This window comes from Thermoleophilum album, assembly GCF_900108055.1.
GTDB lineage: Bacteria > Actinomycetota > Thermoleophilia > Solirubrobacterales > Thermoleophilaceae > Thermoleophilum > Thermoleophilum album.
The window spans coordinates 48,505-62,321 of record NZ_FNWJ01000002.1 but is presented as its reverse complement, the minus strand read 5'-3'; the positions used below and the strand labels follow the sequence as shown (position 1 = coordinate 62,321).

16 protein-coding genes are annotated in these 13,817 nt (G+C 70.4%); 3 read left to right on the top strand and 13 right to left on the bottom strand.

What is annotated here, in order from left to right; translation table 11 throughout:
- Window positions 1-4 precede the first annotated feature (4 nt).
- The 6 genes from pyrF to BLW41_RS06390 form a co-directional block, all read right to left on the bottom strand.
- Window positions 5-919 (bottom strand): orotidine-5'-phosphate decarboxylase, encoded by a 915-nt coding sequence (gene pyrF / locus BLW41_RS06415; protein WP_281231759.1) that lies wholly within the window; start codon window positions 917-919, stop codon window positions 5-7.
- Window positions 920-975: 56 nt separating this feature from the next.
- On the bottom strand, window positions 976-1,248 hold the full coding sequence (locus tag BLW41_RS06410; RefSeq protein ID WP_093117489.1) for an HU family DNA-binding protein: 273 nt from the start codon (window positions 1,246-1,248) through the stop codon (window positions 976-978).
- A gap of 195 nt (window positions 1,249-1,443) precedes the next feature.
- Window positions 1,444-2,799, bottom strand: coding sequence for a TldD/PmbA family protein (locus BLW41_RS06405; RefSeq protein WP_177169390.1), 1,356 nt, complete (start codon window positions 2,797-2,799; stop codon window positions 1,444-1,446).
- Window positions 2,796-4,175, bottom strand: coding sequence for a TldD/PmbA family protein (locus BLW41_RS06400; protein WP_093117485.1), 1,380 nt, complete (start codon window positions 4,173-4,175; stop codon window positions 2,796-2,798). The genes BLW41_RS06405 and BLW41_RS06400 overlap by 4 nt, the downstream gene beginning before the upstream one ends.
- Entirely contained in the window at window positions 4,172-4,453 is a 282-nt protein-coding gene (locus BLW41_RS06395) for a hypothetical protein (protein ID WP_093117483.1), read from the bottom strand. The genes BLW41_RS06400 and BLW41_RS06395 overlap by 4 nt, the downstream gene beginning before the upstream one ends.
- Before the next feature lie 24 nt (window positions 4,454-4,477).
- Window positions 4,478-4,768 (bottom strand): hypothetical protein, encoded by a 291-nt coding sequence (locus tag BLW41_RS06390; RefSeq protein ID WP_177169389.1) that lies wholly within the window; start codon window positions 4,766-4,768, stop codon window positions 4,478-4,480.
- A gap of 209 nt (window positions 4,769-4,977) precedes the next feature.
- On the opposite strand from BLW41_RS06390, the gene BLW41_RS10915 reads away from it, so the two are divergent.
- The gene (locus BLW41_RS10915; protein ID WP_177169388.1) at window positions 4,978-5,127 is read left to right on the top strand and encodes a hypothetical protein; all 150 of its coding nucleotides are present in this window, start codon (window positions 4,978-4,980) and stop codon (window positions 5,125-5,127) included.
- 8 nt (window positions 5,128-5,135) lie between these two features.
- Here BLW41_RS10915 and BLW41_RS06380 read toward each other — a convergent pair whose 3' ends face one another.
- The 6 genes from BLW41_RS06380 to BLW41_RS06355 form a co-directional block, all read right to left on the bottom strand.
- Window positions 5,136-6,719, bottom strand: coding sequence for a GGDEF domain-containing protein (locus tag BLW41_RS06380; protein ID WP_093117477.1), 1,584 nt, complete (start codon window positions 6,717-6,719; stop codon window positions 5,136-5,138).
- Window positions 6,710-7,372 carry a hypothetical protein gene (locus BLW41_RS06375; protein ID WP_093117475.1) on the bottom strand — a complete coding sequence of 221 codons (663 nt, stop codon included), beginning with the start codon at window positions 7,370-7,372 and terminating at the stop codon, window positions 6,710-6,712. The genes BLW41_RS06380 and BLW41_RS06375 overlap by 10 nt, the downstream gene beginning before the upstream one ends.
- A gap of 35 nt (window positions 7,373-7,407) precedes the next feature.
- Complete coding sequence (locus tag BLW41_RS06370; RefSeq protein WP_093117473.1) at window positions 7,408-8,400, bottom strand: cation diffusion facilitator family transporter; 993 nt, start codon at window positions 8,398-8,400, stop codon at window positions 7,408-7,410.
- Window positions 8,400-8,987 (bottom strand): RdgB/HAM1 family non-canonical purine NTP pyrophosphatase, encoded by a 588-nt coding sequence (gene rdgB / locus BLW41_RS06365; RefSeq protein ID WP_218138293.1) that lies wholly within the window; start codon window positions 8,985-8,987, stop codon window positions 8,400-8,402. The genes BLW41_RS06370 and rdgB overlap by 1 nt, the downstream gene beginning before the upstream one ends.
- Window position 8,988: 1 nt before the next feature.
- Window positions 8,989-9,717, bottom strand: coding sequence for a ribonuclease PH (gene rph / locus BLW41_RS06360; protein ID WP_093118823.1), 729 nt, complete (start codon window positions 9,715-9,717; stop codon window positions 8,989-8,991).
- 162 nt (window positions 9,718-9,879) lie between these two features.
- On the bottom strand, window positions 9,880-10,149 hold the full coding sequence (locus tag BLW41_RS06355) for a Flp family type IVb pilin (protein WP_093117469.1): 270 nt from the start codon (window positions 10,147-10,149) through the stop codon (window positions 9,880-9,882).
- A 113-nt stretch (window positions 10,150-10,262) separates the two neighbouring features.
- Between BLW41_RS06355 and asnB the strand changes: the two genes are divergently transcribed.
- Both asnB and BLW41_RS06345 read left to right on the top strand, forming a co-directional pair.
- Window positions 10,263-12,209, top strand: a complete 1,947-nt coding sequence (gene asnB / locus BLW41_RS06350; protein ID WP_093117467.1) for an asparagine synthase (glutamine-hydrolyzing) — start codon at window positions 10,263-10,265, stop codon at window positions 12,207-12,209.
- Window positions 12,206-13,237 carry a glycosyltransferase family 4 protein gene (locus tag BLW41_RS06345; protein WP_093117465.1) on the top strand — a complete coding sequence of 344 codons (1,032 nt, stop codon included), beginning with the start codon at window positions 12,206-12,208 and terminating at the stop codon, window positions 13,235-13,237. Before asnB ends, BLW41_RS06345 begins: the two co-directional genes overlap by 4 nt.
- Here the strand turns inward: BLW41_RS06345 and BLW41_RS10720 are convergent.
- Window positions 13,124-13,657 (bottom strand): hypothetical protein, encoded by a 534-nt coding sequence (locus BLW41_RS10720; protein ID WP_143038637.1) that lies wholly within the window; start codon window positions 13,655-13,657, stop codon window positions 13,124-13,126. The two genes, BLW41_RS06345 and BLW41_RS10720, sit on opposite strands and share 114 nt — an antisense overlap.
- Between the last annotated feature and the right edge of the window lie 160 nt (window positions 13,658-13,817).

Genomic DNA, 13,817 nt, shown 5'->3' with positions numbered 1-13,817 from the left:
GCGACTAGGGCCAGGTCTCGCTGCGTAACTGCGCGGCCGCGCGAGCCGCCGCGGTTGCCGGATCGCCGCCGAGCACACGCCACGCGTCGGCGATCGTGCGTGACGCAGTCACGATCGCCGACGCTGGGTGCTCGCTAAGCGCCGCGCGCAACGCTTGGGCGCTGCCTCCCTGGGCACCGACGCCGGGAAGCAGGAAGGGCGTCGCCGGCATCGCCTTACGAAGCTCGCCAAGGAGGTCCGGGCGGGTGGCCCCGCAGACCGCTCCGACGAGGCTGAGACCGTCCTGGGTGTGTGGCTCCCCGAGCTCCCGCACCAGCCGCGCCAACCGCAGGCGCAAGGGCTCGGTGGCAGGCTGGTCCTGCAACTCCGCGGCGCCCGGATTGGAGGTCCGCACCAGCACGAAGCAGCCGCCGCCGCTCGCGGCGGCGGCCGCCACCAACGGTTCCAGCGCGTCGCGTCCGAGTAGCGGGTTGAGCGTCGCGGCGTCCGCCCCCAGCCCCGGGTAGGCACCGAAGGGGCCGCTGCCGCCTCCGAACAGGGCCTCCGCGTACGCCTGCGCCGTGGTCGGCACGTCGCCGCGCTTGCCGTCCGCGATCACCAGCAGCCCGGCCTGGCGCGCAAGTGCGGCGACCCGCTCCAAGGCGTCCCAACCGGCCGCCCCGAGGCGCTCAAAACAGGCGAGCTGAAGCTTGGCCGCGACGCACTGGTCGGCCACCGCCTCGAGCAGGGCACCGCAGTGGGCGACCAGCGCCTCGGCGGTTAGTGCTCGAGTATCGGCGTGGGCGGTCGCGCCGCCAGTCGCGCCGCGCGTACCAGTGGCCGCGGTTACCCGCGCGGCCGCTTGCGGCCAAAGCTTGGCGGGATCGGGATCGACCCCGACCACGAGTCGACTGCGGCGCTCCTCGACGAGCGCCGCCAGCCGCTCGACGAACCCTGGGCCCGAGATGGCGCGCGCGACCGCAGGCAGCGGCGCCGCTACTTGACCGCGTTCTTCAGCTGCGAGCCGGGCGTGAAACGCGGCACCTTGGCGGCCGCGATCTTGATGCGCTCGCCGGTGCGCGGGTTGACGCCCTGGCGGGCGGCGCGCTTGCTCACGGAGAACTTCCCGAAGCCAGTGAAGTTGACTTCGCCGCCCCGCTTCAGCGTCTCGGTAACAACCTCGAGAAAAGCGTTGACCGCGCGCTCGGCATCGGCCTTCGTGAAGTTCGTCTTCGCAGCTACTCGATCGATGAACTCCGACTTCGTCACGTCCGTTCCTCCTTGGCAGGTTGGCGCGATGAACCTAACAACCACCGCGGACGATGTCAGTTCCCATGCGCCCTGCGAGGGCTGATCGCCGGACGCCCGGCGCGACGCCGAGTGGGCGGTGCCCACCAGCTCCCTCCCGAGCGGCCGGCACCCACCTGGTTCTTCCCTAGCGGCCGGAGAGCGCTAGCCCTCTGCTCAGCGCCCGGAGACCACTAGGCCGTCGACAAGCAGGGCTGGCGTCGCGACGCTTCCCCTTACCGGCAGCCAGCGGCGCTCGCGCCCCACCGCCACAACCCCGCGCAGGAGGTCCGGTAGCGAGCCGGCGATCGTCAACTCGCGCACTGGCGCACCCAGCTCCCCGCCCCGCACTAACACACCGGAGGCCCCTACCGAGAACCTGCCCGATACCGGGTCGATGCCGGAGTGCAGGCCGCTTATCTCGGTCACGTAGAGGCCGTCATCGAGTTCACGTAGCAGTTGCGTGAACGACAGCTCGCCGGGCTCGACGACGGTGTTCGAAGGTCCCACGGCGGGCGGCGAGTGGTAGGCGACGCGCACCGCATTGGCGGTCGTCTGGGTACCAGCGCGGCGAGCCGTGCGCACGTCGTGCAGGAACCCCCGCAAGCGGCCTTGCTCGATTAAGCGAGTGCAGCGCGCAGGCGACCCCTCGCCATCGAAGGGCGCGCTTGCGGGGCCGTCGGCGAGGGTCGCGTCGTCGCTTATTTGCAGGGTCGGCGCTGCCACTTCTTTACCGACACAACCGGCGAACGGTGAGCGGCCGCGTTCCACCTGCTCGGCCGACAGCATCTCCCCGAGCACGCCGATCAGACCGGCCGCCACGAACGGGTCGAGCAGAACCGGGCAGCGTCGACTCGGTGGCTTGTGCGCGCCCTCCAGCAGTGCTGCCCGCTGCGCGGCCTCGCGACCCGCAGCGGCCGCGTCGAGCCCTGCCGGCGAGCGCGCAAGCGCGAGCCCGAAGCCGGTCATGCGATCGGCCCCGTCGCCCGCAAATGCTGTGCAGTAGAGCCACGCCGAGCTTGCCGTGAAAGATCCCGTGAAGTCCCGCGAGTTGGCCAGCGCGATCTCGGTCCAAGCGTCCTGGTAGACGACGTGCTCGACCTCGCTGACCCGCGGGTGGTCGCGTGCCGCACGCTCGCAGCGGCGGGTCAGCTCGACGCAATCCTCGACCGTGTGCTCGCGCAACCGCGCGTCCGCCAGACCCTCGATCGCGGTCTCCCCGCAGCTTTCCGGGAGACCGCAGCCGGGCTCCGGGTCGGCGACCCGTGCTAGTTCCACGGCGGCGCGCGCGGCGTCCGCCACCGCTTCCCGGTCGAACCCCGATGCGAAAGCGAAGCCGTAGCTGCCGCCCACGAAGGCACGTACGCCGACGCCGCAGGACACCGCCTCGCCGAGCTCCTCGACCGCCTCTCGCCAAACCACGATGCGCCGCGTGTGTCGCCGCTCGGCCCAGGCGTCGGCATCCTCGGCTCCGGCGCGGCGCGCCGCGATCAGCGCCGACTCCGCTACCTGCGCAGCGTCGACGCTCGTCACGAACCGGTCCCTCCGACCGTGATCGAGCGCAGTCGCACGTGCGGTTGCCCAACCCCGGCAGGCACCGACTGTCCCGCCTTGCCGCAGAAGCCGGTCGCGATCTCCAAATCGTCGGCGATGCCGTCGATCGCCTTCAGCACCTCGAGCCCGTTGCCGACGAGCGTTGCGCCGCGAACCGGCGCCGTCACTCGGCCCCCTTCGATCAAGTAGCCCTCGCTGACACCGAACACGAAGTCGCCGGTCGCCGGCTCGACTTGGCCGCCCCCGAACGAGATCGCGTAGACGCCGCGGTCGATCTCGGCGATCAGCTCTTCCGGCTTGGCGTCGCCGGGCGCGAAGTAGGTGTTGGTCATTCTCGGCAACGGGGCGTGGCGATAAGACTGTCGGCGGCCGTTACCGGTCGACTCGACCCCCGCCGAGCGGGCCCGCGTGAGGTCGAACAGGTAGGAGACGAGTCGCCCCTCCTCGATGATCGTGGTGCGCTGAGTCGGTGTGCCTTCATCGTCGCAGCCGTCGCTTCCCCAAGCCCCGAGTCGGGAACCATCGTCGTAGGCGGTGACGAAGCTCGCCGCCAGCTGCTCGCCGAGCCGCCCGGCGTAGACGCTCGCCCCTTTCTGCACTGCATCGGCCTCCAGCCCGTGTCCAACCGCCTCGTGCAGAAGCACCCCGCCGAAACCGTTGCCGACAACGACGGGTAGTTCGCCGGTCGGAGCCTCCACGGCATCGAGCAGAGCGAGCGCCTTGCGCGCCGCCTCGGCCCCGACGCGCTCGCCGGCCTCCGCCACCAGCTCGAAACCAGCGTGTCCACCGAGCGTTTCGACACCGCTCTCAACGCGGTCGCCGCGGCGGGCCACTACTTGGCAGCTGAGCCGGACGCGCACCCTCTGGTCGTGAGCGGCGACGCCCTCGGAGTTGAAGATCGCGACTCGCCGAAGCGATTCCGCGTAGCCGGCGCGCGCCTGGACGACCTCCTTGCCGCGCGCCCGCGCCGCCTCGTCGACAGCCGCAAGCAGCTCAGCCTTGCGCTGGGTCTCGACCTCTTCGGGGTCGACGGCGACCGGATGCCGACGCCGGTCGCTCGGCGGCCCCGGCGTTATCACTTTGCCGCGACCACTCCGCCCGGCGCTTGCGATCGAGTCGGCGAGCGCCAAGAGATCGGCTTCGCCGAGTCCATCGACGTAGCCGTAGTAGGTCGAGCCGCCAACCACTAGGCGCAGACAGGTACCTAGCTCGTGCCCCCGCTGCGGGCGCTCGAGGCGCCGGTCGTCGCGCGAGAGCGTCAAGGCGTGCCGCTCCTCCGCGTAAACCTCGGCGAAGTCGCCCCCTCGTCTGAGCAGGCGGGCAAGTAGCTGGTCAGCGAGGTCGGTCGTGATCACCGACGCTCCGCCTCCGCGGCGCCCGCGCCGCCCGCTGGGCGCTGTTCGCCACCGCCCGCATCACCGCCTTTTGCGATCACCGCGATCATTGCCTCGGCAACCTCGAGCGCGCGATCGTACCCGCGCTCACCCTCCGTTAGCACCCTGCGGGCACCGTTGCTGGCGACGATCGTCACCCGCGGTTCGCGCTCGAGTTGCGCGCGACGGAGCATCGCGCCGATCCCGCCCGCCAACTCCGCGGCGCGGGTCAATGTCCAGGAAGCGGGGTTCAGTGCCACGCCTCCCGCCGACCTCTGAGGACGCTACTCCCCAAGCTCACCGCGAACCGCCATGTGCATGTCGTACAAGACGCTCGCCGCCTGCACTCGCCGAGTGGTCATCGCAACCAGCAAGCGCTCCCCGTGCTGGGACACGAACACCTGGCCGCGCGCGCTCCGCACGTGCACTTGACCATCCGGGGGCACCAGCTGCACCAGCTCGCGCGCGAGCGCTCCGACACGATCTGCATCTCGCTGGTCGATGCCCGCGAACGAGGCGACTTTGTCATCTACAAGCTCTACGACCGCCGCCACGTCGGGGGTATTGCAGAGCACTCTGGTCGCGAGCTCGCCAGGGTCGTTGCTCGCACTCTCGCCAGTGCGTGGGGAGCTCTCACCTGCCGGCTGCTGCCGGTCATCACGCCGCGGTGTTCGCGCTTCACGCCGCGCTTGTCGGGCATCACGCCGCGCTTGTCGGGCATCACGCCGCGCTTGTCGCGCACCACGCCTCGGTCGGCTCATCGCTGTTGCAGAATAGGCCGACGGTGACGAGACCCTCCCTAGCCCGCATCGCCTGGTGGACGACGGTCGCGACCTGCCTCGTCGCAGCCGGGCTGCTTGCACTCAACGGTTACTACGGCTACGCAGGCGTGCTCCTGGCGGTCGGCGCAGCGGCCGCGGTCAACCTCTTCTAAGCGAGCCGTCAGGCGGCCGCGGTGGCCAACTCGCTCTCGGGCACCCTGCGCACCTCAACGCGGTCGCGTCCCCCGCGCTTAGCCTCGTAGAGCGCCGAATCGGCCTCCACGAACAGCCGATCGAAGTCGAAGCGCACGCCCTCGCGTGAGGCGGCGACACCGAAGGACATCGTCACCTCGAGGCCCTCGATTTGCTCTTTGGCGATAGCCCGCCGCAGACGCTCCGCGACCTGCTCGGCGTGTTGCTCGTCAGTGCCGGGCAGCAAGATCACGAACTCTTCGCCGCCGAGGCGGTAGATGGCGTCGAAGGCGCGCAAAGAGTCGCGCAGACGTTGCGCAACCTCGCTGAGGACCCTGTCGCCGAGCGCGTGACCATGCGTGTCGTTGATCTGCTTGAAGTGGTCGATGTCACCGACGATCAGTGCGACCTGCTGTTCGCCGCCCTCGCTACCTGCCATCAGTTCGGCGATCCGCGCTTCGAGCGCGCGCCGGTTGAAGAGGCCGGTTAGCTCGTCGATCACCGCCACCGAGCGGTGGGCGACGGCCGAGCTGCCGACGACCGACCCGACCAGGCAGCCCGTACCGAGCAGCGCCAGCGGAATCGCCACGAGGGCGGGTTCGGCGAGCGCCCGCTCGGCATCGCAGATCAAAGCCGCCATGATCATCACCAGAGCACTGAAAAGGCCGGTCCAGATCGCACCGCGCCGAGGCAACACAATCGCGTAGATACTCGCGAACGGGATCAAGACGATCAGCGCGTGTAGCGGTCGCCCGTCGACGTACAGGAAGGCGAGCCCCATCACCAGCTGGGCGATCGTCCAGCCAGCGATCAACGGGAACTCGGGGCGACGCATCTTGCGCAGGTTGGCCGACAGCACCCGGAATGGAGGTGCAACGAGCAGCACCGCCAGCACCGGCGCCCAGCCGTACCAGGGCACAGCGAAGATCACCGACGCCCCGCCGACGAGCCAGGCGAGCGCCGAGACCCGCTCGAGGCGGTCGCGCATGTCGAGCATGTGCTCGCGCTCCAGCTCGTCGCGCACTAGCCAGTTTCCGTGCTCGGCGCGCGCGCTCTCGATCTGCTCGCCGAGCGCCGTGCGGGGCGTCTGCCCGTCGCGCTCGATCGCACGCGTGGTGACCGCAGCCGCGCCTTCGGGCACCTCCACGTCGTTGCTACGCCGGCGCGGCAGCGCGGCCTCCGGGCAGGTGCCCGCCGAACAGACGCGGTCGCGACCGCGGCGCTTCGCCGCGTACAGCGCGGCGTCGGCTTCGCGGAACACCTCGTCGAAGTCGAATTGCCCGTCGCGGCCGCCGCAAGCGACACCGAACGACATCGTGACGCGCAGACCCGCCAGCGGCGCCGAGCGCACAGCTCTGCGCAAGTGCTCAGCTAGCGCGACCGCGTCGCGCTCGCAAGCATCGGGGACTAGCACCAGGAACTCCTCGCCGCCAAAGCGGTAGAGCGGCACATAAGGACCGAGTTCCCGGCGCAGCCGCTCGGAAACTTCGCGCAGAACCTGGTCGCCGACCTTGTGGCCGTGACTGTCGTTGATCAACTTGAAACCGTCGAGGTCGCCGATGATCACCGCCACCTGCCGCCCAGAGGCTGCGACCGGTGGGAGAGCTCGGCAAGTCGCGGGATCAGCGCCGCCCGGTTGAAGGCGCCGGTTAGGCGGTCGACGATCGCGCCGGCGCGCGAGGCGAGGTCCGCGCTGCGGCCGATCGAGAAGAGCATGGTCAGCGACCCCAGCACACCGGCGGGATAGGCCAGGTAGGGCGGCTGCTCGAGCACCAGCTTCGGATCGGCAAGCAAGCCGGTGGCGGCGATCAGCGCCCAGGTCGCGAACATGCCAGCGACAGCGACGCGTGTCGGGAAGACGGCGCTGACGAGCAGCGTGGGCAGCGTCAGCGCCGGCAAGAGGTGCAGCGACGGTCCCTTTGCGAGCACAATCGCAGCGGCGATCGCGACTTCAGAGACCAACCAAGCGGCTGCCAGCCGCAGCTCGGGACGGGGCGATCGTCGCAGTGAACGCTGCATCCACCAGAAGAGCGCGAGCGCCCCTGGTACCGGCAAGAGGTACTGCGGCCCGAAGGTTGGTACCCCAATCAAGCCGGCAACCAGGAAGAGGGCGATCGACCCCTGCGACGCGATCCGGAGTCGGCGGTTGACGTCGATCAGGCGGCCCCGTTCGGCGTCGTTACGGCAGAGGAAACGGCTGAAGCTGGTCAGGAGGCGGGCGACCATCTTGTGCCCCTTATCGGCGACCGCTCGGTCGCCGCTTAGCTCTCTCGACGCGGCCTGGACGCACGGACCTGCCCCGCCGGGGCGTCCGCCGCCTCGGAGTCGTCGCCGTTTGCGGCTCCCTCGGGTTCGAGGTGGATCAGGACGTCGGCCTTGCCCAGTCGCTCTTCGATCCGCCGCTGCAGCTCGTGCGCCAGCTCGTGCGCCCGTTCGAGGCTTGTACCGCGGCCGAACTGCACGTGCATATCGACGTACCGCCTACTCCCTGCCCGCCGCGCCCGGAGCTTGTGGAAGCCCAGTACCTCGCGTGCCTCGTGCCCCTCGACGGCCTCTCGGATCAGTTCGAGCTCGCCCTCGGGGAGGCTCTCGTCGACGAGCACGCGCGAAGATTGGTTGAGTAGCTTCACGCCGGCGACGACGATCACCGCCGCGACAACCAGCGCCGTGATTGGGTCGAGCGCCTCGAAACCGGTGAGCTCAACCAACACCAGCGCAACCAGCACGCCCGCCGAGGTCAGCGCGTCGGTCGACAGGTGCGCCGCGTCGCCGGCGAGCGCCGGCGAGTCGGTCTCGCGGGCGCGCCGGTAGAGGTAGCGGCTGACCGCGACGTTTACCGCCAGGGACAGCGCGATCACCACCACACCCGTCCAGAGCAAGCGCAACTCGCCGCCGCCCGTCAACCGTCGCACCGACTCGTAGGCGATGACCGCGGCACCGACCAGAATCAGAACGCCCTCGATCGCCGCCGCCAGGTTCTCGATCTTCTCGTGGCCGTAGGGGTGACTGCGGTCGGGTGGCTGATGGGCCTTGCGAACCGAAGCGAAGGCGACCAGCGACGCGACCAGGTCGATAGCGGAGTGAACGGCCTCTGTGAGGATCGCAATCGAGCCGGTCGCCAACCCGGCCCCCAACTTGAGAACTATGAGCAGCGAGTTGGAGGCGATTGAGAGCGCCGCCGCGCGCGACTTACGCAGCGCCAACTGGCCGCCTGCGTGGCGCAACTGGCCGCCTGCGTAGCCCCCTTCTGCCATCAGCGGGATGACTCCTCGCCGAGCGCGGCGAGCAATGCTTGCGCGGCCCGGCCACGGTGGCTGATTGCGTTCTTCTCCTGCTGCGTAAGCTCCGCCATCGTGCGACCGTCGCCGATCTCGAGCGGCACGAACAGCGGGTCGTAACCGAAGCCACCGCTCCCGCGCGGCGCATCCGCAAGGTTGCCGTCGCAACGCCCTTCGACCACGATCTCGCGACCTTCGCGCGGGACGACGTAGGCAAGCACACACACGTAGTAGGCAAAGCGATCGGGGTGACCCCGCATCTCCTCCACGAGCTTCGCGAGATTCTCCGCGTCACTTGCCGTCTCGCCCGCAAAGCGCGCGGAGTTCACGCCGGGCGCGCCGCCGAGGGCCGGCACGCAGATACCGGAGTCGTCGGCGATCGCCGGCCTGCCGGTCGCGCGAGCGGCGGCACGAGCCTTGATGAGAGCGTTCTCGCGGAAACTCGAGCCGGTCTCCGGCGGAAGCTCTACCCCACTCGGCAACGGCTCGAGCTCGAGCGGCGCGAGCAGGCGTTCGAGCTCAGCAAGTTTGTGCGGGTTGCGGGTCGCTACGACTAGGCGCACGTCAGCGATCGTTGGCTGCGGCAAGAGCCGCGCACTGCGCTTGCCGCAAGCTTTCGCAGCCGGCGCTCGCGAGCGCCAGCAACTCGTCGAGACGAGCGCGCGCGAAAGGTGCCTCTTCGGCGGTGGCCTGCACCTCGACGATGTCGCGAGCATCGGCAAGCACGACGTTCATGTCGACCTCGGCGCGTGAATCCTCTGCATAGTCGAGATCGAGCAGGGCCCAACCGTCCACCACACCGCAGGAGACCGCTGCCACCGAGGCACGCAAGGGGTCCTCTTCGATCGCGCCTCGCTCGCGCAGGCGCCGGACCGCCAGTGCCAGCGCGACGTAGGCGCCCGTGATCGCAGCGCAGCGGGTACCGCCGTCGGCCTCGAGCACGTCACAGTCGATCCAGACTGTGCGCGCTCCGAGGCGCTTGCGGTCTACCACCGCCCGCAGCGCCCGTCCGATCAGCCGCTGAATCTCGACGGTGCGCCCGTCCGGCCGTCCGCGCGCCCCGTCGCGTTGCTTGCGCTCACCGGTCGAAGCCGGGAGCATCCCGTACTCGGCGGTTAGCCAACCCTCGCCGCTGCCCTCCAGCCACGCCGGCACGCGATCCTCGACGCTCGCCGTACAGATCACCCTTGTTCCGCCGATCGCGATCAGGGCCGAGCCAAGCGCCGTGCGCACGAAGTCGGGTTCGATCGAAACCGGCCTCAGCTGGTCGGCTCGGCGGCCACCAGCACGCACCGGCGCGACCGTCCCGACGTCGGGGCCGGTCGCGCTGTCGCGGTTAGCGGGTTCGGTGGTCGACGCACTGCGATCGCTTGCTGACACCTCCTCAATGCTCGCACGCCGGCAGCCGGCGCGATCACCTCGTAACGAGCCGGGGCGAGAGAGCCAAGGCGCGGCTCAGAACTTCACCTTGTCGATTGCGTCGCTGATCTTGTTGAGCAAGGCGTCGGCGAGCGTGCCGCCCTTGTCGGTCTTGAAACCTTTGACGGACGCAACCACCCCGGCCATCACGAGGGCGACCAAGAGGATCAGTGCCACGTACTCGACCGTCCCTTGGCCGCGTTCGCTGCGCAATGCGCTGGCGAGCCGCCGCTGCAGGTCGCAAGCGCAGGCATGCGTCGCCGCACCGGCGCGGTAGTAGGCGGTCGTGAAGGGTTCGATCGACATCGCTGCCTCCTTGGTCGGTTAGCGGACGGTCCCGGCGACCGTCGCTTGCACCCTCCTCCCCACGCGGTGACGGCACTGCCACGAACGTGACCGCTTGCGAACATTCCCCGCCGATGTGCGGCGTAGGCGCGATCCTCGATCCCGCAGGCTCCTTTCCGGAGGAGGTCGACCGGCTGATGCTCGCTGCCCTCCGCCACCGCGGCCCGGATGGCGAGGGCGCAGCCACGCTCGGCCCCGTCCGGCTCGTGCATACGCGCCTGGCGATCGTCGATCCGCTGGGCGGAGCGCAACCGCTGCGCAGCGAAGACGGCCGCGTGGTGGCGGTGGTCAATGGCGAGATCTACAACCACCTGCCGCTGCGCAAGGCGCTCGAGGAGCGCGGCCATCGCTTCACGACCGGCTCCGACTGCGAGGTCGTCGTGCACGGCTACGAGGAGTGGGGCACGGACGTCTTCACGCGCCTCAACGGCATCTTCGCGGCAGCACTCTGGGACGCCGCCGCCCAACGCCTGGTGCTGGTGCGCGACCCGCTCGGCGTCAAGCCGCTCTACTGGTGGAGCGACGGCCGTCGCCTGCTCGCAGCTTCGGAGATCAAGGCGCTGCTCGCGGCCGGGGTGCCCGTCGGCGGCATCGACCACGTGGCGCTCGATCACTTTCTCGCCTGGCGCTTCGTGCCGGCGCCGCGAACCCTGTTCGCCGGTATCCGCAAGCTGCCGGCGACCTCCCTGCTGGTGGCGGTGGTCGGCGGTCCGCCGCGGGTGTCGACCTACCGGCGGCCACCTGCCGCCCATTTCCAGGACCTCGACGACCAGGAGCTGGCCGAGGAGCTACGCAACCGCCTGCTCGACGCGGTCGAGCGGCAGATGATGTCCGACGTTCCCTACGGGGCGCTGCTCAGCGGCGGCGTCGACTCGGCCGCCATCGTCGCCGCCATGGCGCAGCGCTCGAGCGAGCCGCCGCAGACGTTCACGATCGGCTTTCCGGGCGCTGGCCCGACGCTCGACGAGCGCACCGCGGCCCGTCGGACCGCCGAGCTTCTGGGCACCCGACACCACGAGACCAGTTTCACCGCCGGTGAGATGGCGGACGCTGTTGCGCAGGCGATCGCGCACCTCGAGGAGCCCTGCGGCATCCCCTCGGCACCGGTCCTGCTCGAGCTCGCACGCTTTGCGCGCCGCCAAGTGAAGGTCGTGCTCGCCGGCCAGGGGGCCGACGAGCCGCACGGCGGCTACCGGCGCCATCAGGCTGCTTTCGCGCTGCGTGCCCTCACTGCACTGCCATGGCCGCTCGGCCCGCTCGCGCGCGGTCTGGCCCGACAAGCACCACGCTCGCCTGCGCTTCGGCGCCTGGCTGCGCTGGCCGGGACGCGTCCGACGACAGCGGCACTCGGGCGCCTGGTCGAGGTCGCCGGACCCGACCTGCGTCGCCGCCTCACCGGCAGTCTGCCCACCGAGGCCGAGGTGGAACGGGCGGCGTTGGTCGCCGAGGTCGCAGCCGACGTGGCCGACCGCGATCTCGTCGAACAGGCGCTGTACGTCGACACACACCTGTGGCTGCCCGACCATCTGCTGATCGCCAACGACAAGATGACGATGGCGGCGGGGCTCGAGTTGCGAGTCCCGTACCTCGACCTCGAGCTACTGCGCTTCGTCGAGCGGATCCCCGGGCGCCGTCGCGTGCGACCGAGGCGCGGCAAGTACTTGCATCGCTTGGCGGTCAGCGGGCTCTTGCCGCAGGAGCTGGTGGCGCGACCGAAGCACGGCTTCGCGACCCCCTACGAGCGCTGGTTGCGGGCGGAACTCGGCGCCGAGGTGGAGCGCCGTTACCAGCCCGGCGCAGCGGTTACAGAACTGATCGACGGCGAGGCCGTGGCCGACTTGGTTCGCGCGCACCGCTCGGGCCGCGCCAACTACGCGCAAACGCTGTACTGCCTGCTCGAGCTGGCGGCGTGGGTGGATTGCTTCGAGCACGGTTACCCGCCACTAGCAGGGGCCGCCGCGCAAGCGGTCGGACCAGAGGTCGCCGGCCCAGCGACTGAACCCGGGGTCGCCGGCCCATGACGCGACCAAGCGCGGCACCGCCCACGGGCAGCGAGCGACGTGCGCGGATCCTCTTCGTGCACAGCCGCAAGGCCAGCTTCGTGGAGATCGACCGCGCGATCCTCGCCGAACGCTTCGAGGTCGAGGACCTCTACCAGCCCGGGCGCCTGCCCCCCGCCGACGTGGCCTTGCGGGTTGCGCGCTGCGACCTCGTTTTCGGTTGGTTCGCCTCCTGGCACACCGGCCCCCCAATCACCCTCGCCTGGCTGCTCGGCAAGCCCTCGGTGCTAGTGATCGGTGGCTTCGACACGGCGAACATGCCGGAGATCGGTTACGGGCTCCAACAGGGCGGCTTTCGGCGCTTCGCCAGCCGCTTCGTGATGCGACGAGCCAGCCGCCTCGTGACGAACTCGCGTTACTCGCTCCAGGAGATCACACGCAACACGCCGATCCCGCCGGAGCGGGTGACCGTGATCTATCACGGCGTTCCGGATCCCTACGGCACCCTCCCGCCGACGCCGCGCGAGCCGCTGGTCGTCTCGGTCGGCTACATCGATCGCACGACGCTCGTACAGAAAGGCCAACAGGCGTTCGTGGAAACCGCGCGCCTGCTGCCCGACGTGCGGTTCGTTCTCGCCGGCCCCTGGCTCGACGATGCGGTCGAGCAGCTGCGGGCGAAGGCGCCTGCGAACCTCGAGTTCACCGGCTGGCTTGAAGAGCCACAGCTACGGGAGCTGATGGCGCGGGCCGCGGTTTACGTACAAGCCTCGCGGCATGAGGGGTTCGGGATGGCGGTCGCCGAGGCGATGCTGGCCGGTGCGATCCCGGTCGTCGTCGATGCCACCGCGATGCCCGAGGTCGTCGGCGACGCTGGTGTGATCGTGCCAGACCCGCAACCGGAGACGCTCGCGGCGGGCGTCCGCCGGGCGCTCGAGCTACCCGAGACCGCGCGCGAGCGCGCGCGTCGTCGGGTGCTTGAGCGCTTTCCGCTCGAACGGCGACGCGAAGCCCTGCTCGCGTTGGTCGAGAGCGCTCTGCGCAGCCGCTAGGCGGGCGCTGCGCTGACCCTCACGGGCCGCCTCGAGAGCGATCAGGCAGCCCAGCGCCGCGCCCAGGGCGAGCGCCACAACGTCGAGCACGGCGACCGTGCCAGCCCGCGCGGCGAATGCATTCGACGACGACAGCGCACAGATCAGCGCCAGCAACGAGCCGGCGACCATGCGCAGCGCCGGCGACCAGCGCAACCGCCCGGCCGCCGAACCCGGCGCCGGGGGTGCGGCGTCGCGTGCGGCCGCACGCGACCGCGCGGGCGGGCGTCCGCCCCAGAGCACCCACGCCGCCGCCGCCGCCAGCTCGGCGGCGCGCTCCGAAGCCGGAGCCCCGGTGAGCACCGCGAGGGTCGCCCCCGCGAGCCCAGCGGCGAGCGCAGCCAGGCCGACACCGAGCGTCCCCGCATCTAGCAGGCGCAATACGGCGGAGTACCCTCGACGGACACACCGCCCGCTTGTCGCGGTCGTGCCGTGCACAAACGCCTCCCACGGTTACGCTCGGCGCGACCGCCGGCGCGCGGGAGCAGCGGCGCAGGTCGCGGACGCATGTTCGATCGGTCGCGCTCGGCCGGCCGCACCG

Excerpts from the sequence above, each read along its gene's own strand:
- BLW41_RS06375 (WP_093117475.1), bottom strand. The coding sequence starts at position 7,372 with ATGGTCGCCCGCCTCCTGACCAGCTTCAGCCGTTTCCTCTGCCGTAAC.
- BLW41_RS06370 (WP_093117473.1), bottom strand. The coding sequence starts at position 8,400 with ATGGCAGAAGGGGGCTACGCAGGCGGCCAGTTGCGCCACGCAGGCGGC.
- BLW41_RS06355 (WP_093117469.1), bottom strand. The coding sequence starts at position 10,149 with ATGTCGATCGAACCCTTCACGACCGCCTACTACCGCGCCGGTGCGGCG.
- asnB (WP_093117467.1), top strand. The coding sequence starts at position 10,263 with ATGTGCGGCGTAGGCGCGATCCTCGATCCCGCAGGCTCCTTTCCGGAG.
- BLW41_RS06345 (WP_093117465.1), top strand. The coding sequence starts at position 12,206 with ATGACGCGACCAAGCGCGGCACCGCCCACGGGCAGCGAGCGACGTGCG.